This is a genomic window from Zobellia laminariae (assembly GCF_030553095.1).
GTDB lineage: Bacteria > Bacteroidota > Bacteroidia > Flavobacteriales > Flavobacteriaceae > Zobellia > Zobellia laminariae.
Map to the genome: position 1 here is coordinate 1663554 of NZ_CP130738.1, position 12084 is coordinate 1675637.

9 protein-coding genes and 2 pseudogenes are annotated in these 12084 nt (G+C 36.8%); 2 read left to right on the forward strand and 9 right to left on the reverse strand.

All coding sequences use genetic code 11. The features are described from left to right. Positions 1-23 precede the first annotated feature (23 nt). From accC to pdxA, 6 genes and pseudogenes are all read right to left on the reverse strand, one after another. A complete protein-coding gene (accC, locus tag Q5W13_RS07900) occupies positions 24-1376 on the reverse strand; it encodes an acetyl-CoA carboxylase biotin carboxylase subunit (protein ID WP_155595402.1) in 1353 nt (450 codons plus the stop codon). 84 nt (positions 1377-1460) lie between these two features. Next, positions 1461-1952, reverse strand: coding sequence for an acetyl-CoA carboxylase biotin carboxyl carrier protein (gene accB, locus Q5W13_RS07905; protein WP_304445929.1), 492 nt, complete (start codon positions 1950-1952; stop codon positions 1461-1463). Between the two features lie 33 nt (positions 1953-1985). Next, positions 1986-2978: a beta-ketoacyl-ACP synthase III gene (locus Q5W13_RS07910; RefSeq protein WP_304445930.1), complete on the reverse strand. Its 993-nt coding sequence runs from the start codon at positions 2976-2978 to the stop codon at positions 1986-1988. 181 nt (positions 2979-3159) lie between these two features. Continuing rightward, a complete protein-coding gene (gene rpmF, locus Q5W13_RS07915; protein WP_155595399.1) occupies positions 3160-3357 on the reverse strand; it encodes a 50S ribosomal protein L32 in 198 nt (65 codons plus the stop codon). 7 nt (positions 3358-3364) lie between these two features. After that, positions 3365-3888, reverse strand: a pseudogene (locus tag Q5W13_RS07920) (YceD family protein). Between the two features lie 159 nt (positions 3889-4047). Further along, positions 4048-5091: a 4-hydroxythreonine-4-phosphate dehydrogenase PdxA gene (gene pdxA / locus Q5W13_RS07925; RefSeq protein WP_304445931.1), complete on the reverse strand. Its 1044-nt coding sequence runs from the start codon at positions 5089-5091 to the stop codon at positions 4048-4050. Positions 5092-5150: 59 nt separating this feature from the next. Here pdxA and Q5W13_RS07930 point away from each other — a divergent pair, with 59 nt between their 5' ends. Then, positions 5151-5747 carry a riboflavin synthase gene (locus Q5W13_RS07930; RefSeq protein WP_304445932.1) on the forward strand — a complete coding sequence of 199 codons (597 nt, stop codon included), beginning with the start codon at positions 5151-5153 and terminating at the stop codon, positions 5745-5747. A 1-nt stretch (position 5748) separates the two neighbouring features. Here Q5W13_RS07930 and Q5W13_RS07935 read toward each other — a convergent pair whose 3' ends face one another. Beyond that, the gene (locus Q5W13_RS07935) at positions 5749-7464 is read right to left on the reverse strand and encodes a transglutaminase domain-containing protein (RefSeq protein ID WP_304445933.1); all 1716 of its coding nucleotides are present in this window, start codon (positions 7462-7464) and stop codon (positions 5749-5751) included. Beyond that, the gene (locus Q5W13_RS07940; protein WP_304445934.1) at positions 7434-9548 is read right to left on the reverse strand and encodes a tetratricopeptide repeat protein; all 2115 of its coding nucleotides are present in this window, start codon (positions 9546-9548) and stop codon (positions 7434-7436) included. The genes Q5W13_RS07935 and Q5W13_RS07940 overlap by 31 nt, the downstream gene beginning before the upstream one ends. Positions 9549-9786: 238 nt before the next feature. Here Q5W13_RS07940 and Q5W13_RS07945 point away from each other — a divergent pair, with 238 nt between their 5' ends. Then, positions 9787-10203 (forward strand): hypothetical protein, encoded by a 417-nt coding sequence (locus Q5W13_RS07945; RefSeq protein ID WP_304445935.1) that lies wholly within the window; start codon positions 9787-9789, stop codon positions 10201-10203. A gap of 24 nt (positions 10204-10227) precedes the next feature. Here Q5W13_RS07945 and Q5W13_RS07950 read toward each other — a convergent pair. Continuing rightward, positions 10228-12040: pseudogene (locus Q5W13_RS07950) on the reverse strand (sodium:solute symporter family protein). Positions 12041-12084 lie beyond the last annotated feature (44 nt).

Below are 12084 nucleotides of genomic sequence, written 5' to 3' on the forward strand. Positions count from 1 at the left end.
ATATGTATATTGAGGTTTTATTCTTAATCCGCTGGCGGAGGATCCATTTTAAAGTCATCCATAAATGCCGTGGTATAATTACCTGCCAAATAATCTGGATGATCCATTAACTGCCTGTGAAACGGAATAGTTGTTTTGATACCTTCTATAACGAATTCATCTAAAGCTCTTTTCATTTTATTGATAGCCTCTTCACGCGTCTGCGCAGTGGTTATCAACTTTGCTATCATAGAATCGTAGTTAGGAGGGATACTGTAACCGCTGTACACGTGAGTATCCATACGAACACCATGCCCACCTGGTATATGTAAAGTTGTTATTTTACCTGGAGAAGGCCTAAAGTTATTATAAGGGTCTTCTGCATTAATTCTACACTCTATAGAATGCAGTTTAGGTAAATAGTTTTTACCTGAAATAGGCACACCGGCAGCAACTAAAATTTGCTCACGAATTAAATCGTAATCAATTACTTGTTCCGTAATAGGGTGCTCTACTTGGATACGAGTGTTCATTTCCATGAAATAGAAATTTCGATGTTTATCTACCAAAAATTCTATTGTACCCGCACCTTCATACTTTATAAATTCTGCAGCTTTAACCGCTGCTATACCCATTGCATCCCGAAGTTTATCGGTCATGAAAGGTGATGGAGTTTCTTCCGTTAGTTTTTGATGTCTACGTTGTATAGAACAATCTCTTTCCGAAAGGTGACAAGCTTTGCCGTATTGATCTCCAACAATTTGAATTTCAATATGTCTTGGTTCTTCAATTAATTTCTCCATGTACATGCCGCCATTTCCAAATGCAGCCGTAGCTTCTTGAACGGCACTTTCAAAAAGGTCTTGCATGTCTTCTTCTTTAAAAACAGCACGCATACCTTTTCCACCACCACCTGCAGTTGCTTTGACCATAACGGGGTAACCCATTTTCTTAGCAACTTTTAATGCATCAGCAACATCTTTCAACAAGCCATCGGAACCTGGAACCGTAGGAACGCCAGCCTCTTTCATAGTTTTCTTAGCAGAAGACTTATCTCCCATACGGTCTATATGCTCGCCAGAAGCTCCAATAAACTTAATATCGTGTTCTGCACAAATCTTAGAAAATTTAGAATTTTCTGAAAGAAATCCGTAGCCTGGGTGAATAGCGTCAGCATTTGTAATTTCTGCCGCAGCAATTATATTAGGTATTTTCAGGTACGACTCACTACTTGCCGCCGGACCAATACAGACAGCTTCGTCAGCAAAACGAACATGCAAACTCTCCTCATCTGCTTTAGAATAGACCGCAACGGTTTTAATACCCATTTCCTTACAGGTTCGTATAACACGAAGCGCAATCTCTCCCCTATTTGCAATTAATATTTTCTTGAACATACTTTTTCAATTTAAATTCCAAAATCTAAGTACCAACAATTTATTCCCGCTAGGGAAAACTCATTTGGGATTCAGAATTTATATTTATGACGGATCTACCAAAAACAAAGGCTGATCAAACTCTACTGGAGAAGAATCATCTACCAAAACCTTTACGATTTTACCAGAAACTTCAGATTCAATATCGTTAAAAAGTTTCATAGCTTCAATAACACAAAGCACATCTCCTTTTGCGATAGTACTACCCACCTCAACAAAAACGCTCTTATCCGGTGATGGCTTTCTATAGAAAGTACCGATAATAGGCGATTTGATAGTAATATACTTGGAATCTTCGTCTTTATCAGCTTTAGCTGCATCTCCTGAAGCTGCTTCAATATTTTGAACGGGAGCTTGTTGAGAAGGCATCATTTGAGCTTGCGGCATAGGGATTTGCTGCACGTAGGTTGTTTCGTTTCCAGAATCAGAAGTGCCTGTTTTAATGGTGATTTTTAAATCCTCCATTTCCAACTTTACTTCACTGGCACCTGATTTTGCTACAAACTTGATCAGGCTTTGAATTTCTTTAATATCCATGGAATGTTGTTTATTTAAGTGATCGGTATTTATTTAGTAAGCCCATTTTAGGTAAATGGAACCCCAAGTGAAACCTCCGCCAAAAGCGGCAAAAACAAGGTTATCTCCTTTTTTAAATTTACTTTCAAAATCGGCCAATAACAACGGTAAGGTAGCCGATGTAGTGTTGCCGTATCTTTCTATGTTCATTAGAACCTTAGAATTATCGAGTCCCATTCTATTGGCAGTCGCATCTATGATTCTTTTATTAGCTTGATGTGGAACCAACCAAGAAACATCTGTATGTTCTAAGTCGTTGCGCTTCATTATTCTTTCGGCTACGTCTGCCATGTTAGAAACCGCAAATTTGAAAACCGTTTTACCTTCTTGGTAAATAAAGTGTTTTCTGTTTTTAACTGTTTCCTCTGTGGCCGGCATTAATGAACCTCCAGCGTCCATACCTAGAAATTGTCTTCCTTTACCATCAGATCTAAGATATTCATCTTGCAATCCTAAACCTTCTTCATTTGGCTCAAACAATGCCGCACCGGCACCATCACCAAATATAATACATGTGGTACGATCTGTATAATCTATTATTGACGACATCTTATCTGCCCCAATCAATAAAACTTTTTTATACCTGCCAGATTCTATATAACTCGCAGCGGTAGACATTCCGAACAAAAAGCTGGAACATGCTGCCAAAAGATCATAGGCAAATGCATTTACCGCTCCAATTTCCGATGCTACAAAAGCAGCAGTAGACGCTACCATGCTATCTGGAGTTGCCGTGGCAATGATTACCAAATCAATTTCCTTTGGGTCTATATTTTTCTTTTGAATAAGGTCTTCTGCAGCCTTGATAGCCAAATACGAAGTACCATTTCCTTCTTCGGGCCTTAACACCCTTCTTTCTTTAATTCCTGTTCTAGAAACAATCCATTCATCATTGGTATCCACCATTTCTTCCAACATATTGTTGGTCATGACAAATTTCGGAACATATCCTCCTACAGCCGTAATTGCTGCTGTTGTTTTACTCATCTTAAAGTCGATTTGATATCAGAAAGCCTCAAAAATGCCTCAAAATTGGTGAAAAATAATCAATTTTCATCAATTTTTCCTGTAAAACTATGCGTTTTTGAGATTTGAGTACTAGAAATAAAAAAACTCCCGTCATTAAATACGGGAGTCGTTTTATTCATTAATAAGATAACCGTAACGTTTATGCTTCGGCTTCTTCAGTCTTGTCGATCAAAATTTGACCTTTATAATATAATTTTCCTTCATGCCAATGTGCTCTGTGGAACAAGTGGATTTCACCAGTAGTTGGGTCAGTAGCCAAAGTTGGTGCTACTGCTTTGTAATGTGTTCTTCTTTTGTCCCTTCTGGTTCTCGATATTTTTCTCTTAGGATGTGCCATTTAAAACTTATTTATCCGTTAACAGTTTCTTTAATTCGTCCCATCTGGGATCACTTTCTTTTTTCTTTTCCTTAGGCTGCAATTCTTCAAGCTTTTTTAATGCTTCCGATTGCAATGTACCATCTAATACCCCTAGTGAATTCTTTTTTGCGGTACGGCCAACACTAACATTTCGTATACGTATTGTGCAATATTGACCTGATGTTCTCTATGGGGTATAATCAGAATCTCATCATCATCATCATTAAACTCATCCCCAAACTTGACTACGAGTTCCAAATCTGCCTCAATAGGCTGATCAAATGGTTCGTTGGTCAGGTCGCAATTTACATTAACCGTGCCTTGGGCTTTCATCTCTAACTCGAGCATAGTGCTCGTTTTATTCAATACTACAACTAAATTAATGCTTGCTGCATTAAAATCGTCATACCCAAAAGATTCAAAGAACGGGTTATCAATCGTATACTCAAATTCGTGTTTTCCTTGTCCTAATCCAGAGAAAGGAATGTTAAACTCCTTTTGCTTCATCATTTCAACACTATTTTTATACACCGCCAGATTAAAGGCGGGTGCAAAGATACTATTATTTAATAAACTTACAACCCTTTTTTAATTGGAATTCAATAAGTTCGCCTATCTTATAGACCTTTTCTTGAAATTAAAAGGGCTCCCTAATAGAAAAACATGCCTTTAGCGTCTAATTCGCTGCTTCTGTAAAGGGTTCTTAGTAAGCTCCATATACTCTTTTCTATTCTTAAAAATTTGCAATGCCGTAAAAACTGCCTCTTTAAAAGAGCTTGGATCTGCCTTGCCTTTACCAGCAATTTCATAGGCTGTTCCATGATCTGGAGATGTTCTTACTTTAGATAAACCCGCCGTAAAATTGACTCCTTTACCAAATGACAATGTTTTGAACGGTATAAGACCTTGATCATGATAAGCCGCTAAAATGGCGTCAAAGTTTTTGTAAGCATCAGAACCAAAGAAACTATCAGCAGAATAAGGGCCGAAAACCAAATGACCTGCATCTGACATCTCTTTAATGACCGGTTTTAAGACCTCATCATCTTCTTTACCTATAATACCGTTGTCTCCGCTATGTGGGTTAATACCTAACATAGCCACTTTTGGAGCGCGTATACCAAAATCCATCTGTAAAGACTTCTCTATGGTGCGCACCTTATCTCTAATCAATATTGCATTTATAGCTGCCGAAACATCTTTAACCGCAACGTGATCAGTTAACAAACCTACCTTAAGCTCATCCGTTACCATGAACATCAAACTTTCGCCTTCTAGTTCTTGAGCTAAAAAATCTGTATGTCCAAATTTAAAATCCTCGGCTTGAATGTTATTTTTATTAATAGGCGCTGTAACCAACGCATCTATAGTATCGTTCTTTAATGCATCGACTGCTGCTCGTAAAGACTGAATGGCATATTTACCACCTTCTTTGGTAGCTTCACCAAAATTAATTTTAGGAATTTCTTTCCATACATTAACCACATTTATCTTACCATCTACTGCTTTTGAAGCATCTGCAATACCGTGATAATTAATATCAAGATTCAATTCTTTTTTCTGAAAAGAAATAGTTTTGTTGGATGCAAATATAACCGGCGTACAAAAATCCAGCATACGGGCATCTTCAAAAGTCTTGAGTACTACCTCACAACCTATTCCATTTAAATCCCCTATAGAAATACCCAGTTTAATTTTTCCTTCTTCCTGCATCTTATTCTTTACCTTTGCCTAATAATATAAGGTACAAAACTACTTAAATTTAACGGAACATGTTTACGGGCATTATTGAAACTTTAGGCGAAATACAACAATTAGAAAAAGAAGGCAGTAACCTTCATATTACGGTGAAGTCTCCGCTGACATCAGAACTTAAAATTGACCAGAGCGTTGCGCACAATGGTGTATGCCTTACCGTTGTTTCTTTAGATGAAAACACCTATACCGTAACTGCTATTGACGAAACTTTGCAGAAAACTAATCTAGATGAATTAAAAGTAGGTGAAAAGGTAAACTTGGAGCGCGCCATGATTCTTGGTTCTCGTCTAGACGGCCACATCGTTCAAGGCCATGTAGACCAAACTGGAACCTGCAAAGCCGTTGAAGAAAAAGACGGTAGTTGGTTTTTTACATTTGAATATGATGCCGGAACAGGGAACCCTACTATTGAGAAGGGCTCCATTACTATTGACGGCACAAGCCTTACCGTTGTGAATTCAGAAAAGAACAGTTTTAGCGTTGCCATTATTCCCTACACTTACGAAAACACACGCTTTAACTCATACAAGGTAGGTACTGTAGTAAACCTTGAGTTTGATGTTATTGGTAAATATGTAGCAAAGTTGATGTCTTATCAGAACAACGCTTAAATTATTTTTTACCTGAAAAACTAACTTTAGTTTCCTTCTTGTTTTTCTTAAAACCAATAAGCTGTTGTTTAGCATCTAAAGCCGCTTTTACATAGGCCTTAAAGTCTTTGTAATCACTTGCCGCAATACGCTCTTTTGAGGTTTTAGCTTCAATAGTAATATGCAGCTCGCTTTCTTTGGCTAACTCATAATCGATTTTAAAATGATGTTTTTGAAAACTGTAATCCGCACTTTCAGGGATTTCAACAAAACGCTCATCATCTTTTAATTTGATTACATAGCTAGATTTATAGACATCTGCATTTTCGTAAAGCAAATAGTCAATAGGGAAAGCACGTTCATCATCTTGAATAATTGAAGTATTATAAGCATTGTTCACCGCTGGAATACGAAACACCTTCATACTCCCAATTTCATCTAACTTTTCATTTACCGTTAAATTAGATGTGTATTTTAAAACAGGAGACCTAAGCTCATACTTAATGTTATGTATACTGTCAAAAGTAAAATCTTCTGTTATTCTACTTTTAAAATCATCCGTAATACTCTTTTTTACCACTTCGTAATTGTCTTCCTTAAAAATAGCGGCATAGTGAGAATTAATGCTTCCTCTTAAAGCTGATTCTATTTTTAACTGATGAGAACCATCACCTATAACATACTCCATATTACTCTCCAGCACTGTAGTCGTATGATCAATATCCTTTAGTTTATAAATACCTTTCTTAACGTCTTTCAGCCATTTATTAGGGATATCCAAAGCCGTAGCACTTTCTAAACTAGTAGGTACTGACTTATAAGGCATGTTATTATCAGTAAGCTCCAAATACTGAGGTTTACCATCTATAAACACTTTAGCTATACAGTGATTAAAATCTTGACTAGGCAACACCATTGTACTTTCTCCATAATCTGAAGTAAGCACCAATACCAAATGCGATTTTAAACCGGCCATTTGAGCTAGCGTCACATATAGCGTTGAAAAATCTTTACAATCACCCAATTTAGATTTTATAGTTTTTGAAGGTCTTTGCGGAACAAAACCACTTTGTCTAAAACCTACATGGCTATAGCTAAAGTTCTCCATAATATAATAGTATATCTTGGAAGCCTTTTCGTCTTCTGATAATCCATCGCTTCCTGAAGGGAAAATGGTTTTAAACGCTTCTTGAACATCAGAATTCATAACAATCTGGGGGCGTACCAAATCTGAATACCAATTGGCAATATCATCCCAAGAGCCTATTGTGCTTACGTGTACATAGCTAGCTACATCACTAAGACTTGGCATAAAGTTTTCCTCAGGCGTTAATTCTTTCTGGTCAATGGTTTCCCACTCATGATAAACATAATCATCTATATTTCGCTTTTGATACGCTACTTTGCCATTAAGGGTTCTAGTAGTGAACTTTTTATCCTTTGGTACCAAAATCTTTAACGTGTTTTTATGGATAGGGTGAAAAGAATCAAACTGAAAATAATCTACATGGTCTTTATAAAACCTTCCGCTATTGGCGTAGCTACTTTCATAATCTACATAAATGATATCCCCTATCTCTAGGTTATTGAAAACAATGCTAGAACCACTTTTTGAAGCTGGAACTATCTTTTTGTTCGGCTTAACGATTTCAGATTTAGTAATGTGATAGTTACCACTAAGACCTAGGTTTACTTCTTTTAAAGATTCTATACCGCTATCGCTAGTAATTTCAACCACGTAACGCGTCTGCGATTTCCACCACCTTCTGGATACAGCTGAAGCAAGCTTTCATCTAGCAAATAATTATAGCCATAGTTACCTATTACACCTTTATCTCTATTTTTGGCCATGAATTCATATATATCCGGCGTCGCTACTTCTTCAAAATAATTTTTACCATTAGAGAGGTCATCTATTTTCTTTCGTAACGAAGTATTTGCCCCATTATGTTTCAATGACTTTTTATACCAACCCAAAGCTTCTTTTTTCTTTCCAGATTGCTCAAGAGCAGTTCCTTTTAATTCCATGGCCACAAAAGAGAACGGGAAGTTTTTAAGCATCTGGTCTATGTAAGGGAGAGACTCTTCATAATTCTTGTATTCATGCTGATACGCTATGTAATCTGATAAGTAAATATTATCATGATTTACCAAATTGTATCGTTTTTCAAAAAGAGCCAAAGCTTCTTTTTTTCTATCTTGTTTATTGTAAAAACCAGCGAGCGACTGCAATGCGCCGTAATCAAAATAGGTATCATCAATCTCTTCAAGTATTTTTATCGCCTTATCATCTTCATTCAAATAAGCCGAATATATATTGAGATAAACCTTTAAAATACTAAGCTGATCCTTATAGTTTTCAGTAATTGTCTTTAAGGTTTCTTTTACCGCAGACTTGTCTTCTTGCCTAATATTCAGTAATAATTGAGCAGATTTTTTCAAAATATCCATATCTGTCGAAGCAGAAAATTCTTCTACAAAACCTTCAAATTCTGGTAAAGGCAGTTTAAACAGTTCCCTCGAATCTTCAAAGCGATAGATGTAAGACAAATAATATTTTTCGTCATCGCTTTCTATATTTTTCTGAAGTTCTTTAGCAGAGGTATAGTCCTTTTCTTTTGTATAGCAATCAATAAGGTATTTCCTTAAAAACGAGCTTTCAGGATAAGCATCTACCCAAGGTTGTAATGTTTTTTTGGCCTCATTAAATTTTGAATTCCTTAAATAGGCACTTACCAAACACACCGTATTGAAAAAATTATTTGGGTTTTGCTTTAACTTGTTCTGAAAAAATTCTTCTACCGAATGCGGAAGTTCTTTGGGAGCAATAGCTTCTATTGAACTCTTTTTATAAGCGCTTGGAGCTGCGTTATATTTTAAGTCGTTGAAGGCATTACCTTCTTCGTCCGTAATTCTAACAATGAAATAAGCAATTCCACTTTGATCGGCACTTTTAACCAAGAAACGGTTATTACCAGAAGGAAGGTTTACCAAAACATTATAGGCATCCATATCCGTTATACCGTCATTAGTATTTTCATAAATCAATACATCATTTAACCACACTCTGGCAAAAGATGAACTTCCTAAGCGCACTACAGCTTTTTTAGCAGTTGGATTTGTAACAAAAGTCTGGGCATAATTTACGCCGCCGCCATACTCCGAGTGGTTAGAATAATATTGATATGCCTCTTTCTCACGACCTCTTTGGTCATACCAATTAACGAATCCGTTGCTATTGGCATTAAAGTCTGTTGTAGAAGTTACATTTTTTTCAGGAGCATATTCCGTAGCCAAACCACTACCGTTTAAATTCTCGAAACTTCCACAAAATTGCCATGCTTTAATAGCTGGTATAGCATTGTTCAGTTGATCATACGTTCCCCAATCATCTGAATGCTGGGCTACTGCAGATTTCAAATACCGAAGCGATTCCTTTACGGTCGCATTTTTAATACGGTCTAATGGTATACCATTTATATTACTAATATTTTTTCTATTGAAACCAGTATTGAGATAAGAATCAAAAAAGAAACTCTGGTTCCATAAAGCATACAGATAGTATTCAAAATCTGGTTGAGAAATTACATTCTCAATAAACCCATCTGCAGCGGTAAATGTACCGTTCTCGTTGGCTATGATTTCATTAGTTAATATATCTGATAAACTACCCTTGTTCTTTTTCTGGAATTTGATTTGGGCTTCTTGTCGTTGATTCTTTAGAAGCAGTTGCCAATAAGAATCAATTTTCTTGCTTTCTTGTGCTTGGGAACAAGTTGCCGAAAAGACAAAGGCCACTAGTAGAAGACGGTAAAATCTCATGCGTAGGTAGGTTAATTAAGGTTTGGATAAATAATAACGCAAGTTTTCTCCAAATGGTATGCCTTATTTCACGTCACATAAAAAATCAAGTATATCCGGTACTTCCCTTTGTTGAAATTAAATACCACACAACGAATTTATACAATAAGCCAAAGTAACAGACGTTGATTCATAAGGTGTTAGTAAATAGCACCTTCCCAAATCAGGAGACCCCAAATCCTCCTAAAAAAATAGAATTATGAAAAAGCGCATTGTATACCTACTTTGCAGTGTTGTTCTGGTAATATCAGCAAGCTGTTCAAAAGACAAAGAAGAAGTTAGTCTTGTAAACGGAGAAGCAAAAATTTCTAATGACACAGGAATTTCCTTTGCAAATTCAACAGGATTTTCAGCAGACTACGTGACTTTTAAACTTAGACACGGTACTGGAGCAGAAAAAGAATACGGTCAAAGTCTAAAGACCTACAGTTTAACATCATTGGAACAAGGACCTCGAACCATTTATCAAGTAGAAGCATTTAACGACGGTGAACAAATTTCATTCAAATCGTTTACTTACAATGAAGATGGCATCAAAAATGAGGTTAAATCAACTTCAATTATCGAAATAAAAGCGAATGAAGTACTACAAATTGTTTTAGAAGATGTAGAGTAATTAACCTCTTCTTTGCACACCGTACTACAGAATATTTTCTTTCATTTTATTCCATGCCCTTATAAGAAGGAAGCCAGATATTACGGCAACTCCCGTAAGCAATAATGCAGCTTCGGTTCTACCGTATATCCAATAACCTGTTGCGAACATAATGGTGTAGATAAGAACACATCCAAGTAGCATTGCGGTGATACCTTGCGGCACACTCCATTTTTCGTTGTCTTTGGTTATTTTTTCTCCGTCAGCGTTAGCGTCCTTCACCACTTTTGCCCAACCTGGACCCCCTATTGAATTCGCGTATAAAATGAGCGAAGGGTCTCTTTAGATTCTGGTTGCGTCATAAATGTCGCCGATAACCATATGGCAGTTGTAACCAATACTACAAAAGGATACTCCATCCAATCTGGAAAAACTCCTGTTGTTTCAGCAAAAAGAAAAGGACCTAAATCGGTTGTTTTTAACAATATGGATATAATTCCTGAAGCGAACATGGCCGTAATTTCACTCCACGCATTAATTCGCCACCAAAACCATCTCAATATAAAAATGAGTCCAGTACCCGCTCCAAAAGTCAATAATATATCAAATATCTGAAGTGCGTTTTCAAGCGCCAAAGCCAGTCCCGCACTTAAAATCATAAGCACTACTGTAGAAATTCTACCCACAGCTACCATTTGCTTTTCCGTAGCATTTGGATTTACCTGCTGCTTATAAAAATCAAATACAATATAAGAAGACCCCCAGTTTAACTGTGTTGAAATGGTACTCATGTAAGCAGCAATCAAAGAAGCAAGAACTACACCTAAGAGCCCGCTTGGTAATTTGGTCAACATAGCAGAATATGCCAAATCATGACCTAATTTGTCTTCTGCAATATGCGGAAAAGCTTCATGAATACTAGCAACATCTGGATACACTACCAATGAGGCCAAAGCCACTAAAATCCATGGCCAAGGTCTAAGTGCGTAGTGCATAATATTAAAGAAGAAAGTGGCGCCAATAGCATGGTTTTCATCTTTTGCAGCCAACATTCTTTGTGCAATATAACCTCCACCACTTATGGTTCCGCTCCTGGATACCAAGAACTCCACCATTGTACTGCCAGCGGAATTATAAAGAGAGTAATCAGTGCTTTCTTATTGCTAAAATCAGGAAGAATATTCAATTTGTCCGTAACATTTTCATTTGCCATCAACGCCTGTATACCTCCTACCTCCGGAATATTCACCAAATAATATGCAGCTCCAATAGCACCTGCCATAGCAACAAAGAACAAAACAAAATCAGTATAAACAACACCCTTAAAACCTCCAAGAGCACTAAATGTAACTGTTATTAAACCGGCACCAACTACAGTTTCCCATGGCTCAAGACCTAACATGATACCGCCAATCTTTATAGCTGCCAAGGTTACGGAAGCCATAGTAATAATATTGAATAACGCCCCTAAATAAATAGCGCGAAATTTTCTCAAAAAACTTGCAGGAGCACCTCCGTAACGCATTTCATAAAACTCTAAATCCGTATTTACGTTAGATTTACGCCAAAGCTTAGCATATACAAAAACAGTCAAAAGACCCGTAATTAAAAAAGCCCACCAAACCCAGTTACCCGATACACCGTTTGTTCTAACAATATCCGTAACCAAATTGGGTGTATCCGTAGAAAACGTAGTAGCTACCATTGAAAGCCCCAGTAACCACCAAGGCATTGTTCTGCCAGAAAGAAAAAACTCAGATGAATTCTTCCCAGATTTTTTAGAAACATAAAACCCTATACCTAAAACAATAGAGAAAAAAACAATGATGAAACTGTAGTCTAAAGTAGATAACTCCATTAATAATAAAGGGTTTTAGGTGAATCGTTAAAGATATTGTTTTT

What these genes read in the sequence shown, in the direction of transcription:
- accC (WP_155595402.1), bottom strand. Translation starts at nt 1,376, where the DNA reads ATGTTCAAGAAAATATTAATTGCAAATAGGGGAGAGATTGCGCTTCGT.
- accB (WP_304445929.1), bottom strand. Translation starts at nt 1,952, where the DNA reads ATGGATATTAAAGAAATTCAAAGCCTGATCAAGTTTGTAGCAAAATCA.
- Q5W13_RS07910 (WP_304445930.1), bottom strand. Translation starts at nt 2,978, where the DNA reads ATGAGTAAAACAACAGCAGCAATTACGGCTGTAGGAGGATATGTTCCG.
- rpmF (WP_155595399.1), bottom strand. Translation starts at nt 3,357, where the DNA reads ATGGCACATCCTAAGAGAAAAATATCGAGAACCAGAAGGGACAAAAGA.
- pdxA (WP_304445931.1), bottom strand. Translation starts at nt 5,091, where the DNA reads ATGCAGGAAGAAGGAAAAATTAAACTGGGTATTTCTATAGGGGATTTA.
- Q5W13_RS07930 (WP_304445932.1), top strand. Translation starts at nt 5,151, where the DNA reads ATGTTTACGGGCATTATTGAAACTTTAGGCGAAATACAACAATTAGAA.
- Q5W13_RS07940 (WP_304445934.1), bottom strand. Translation starts at nt 9,548, where the DNA reads ATGAGATTTTACCGTCTTCTACTAGTGGCCTTTGTCTTTTCGGCAACT.
- Q5W13_RS07945 (WP_304445935.1), top strand. Translation starts at nt 9,787, where the DNA reads ATGAAAAAGCGCATTGTATACCTACTTTGCAGTGTTGTTCTGGTAATA.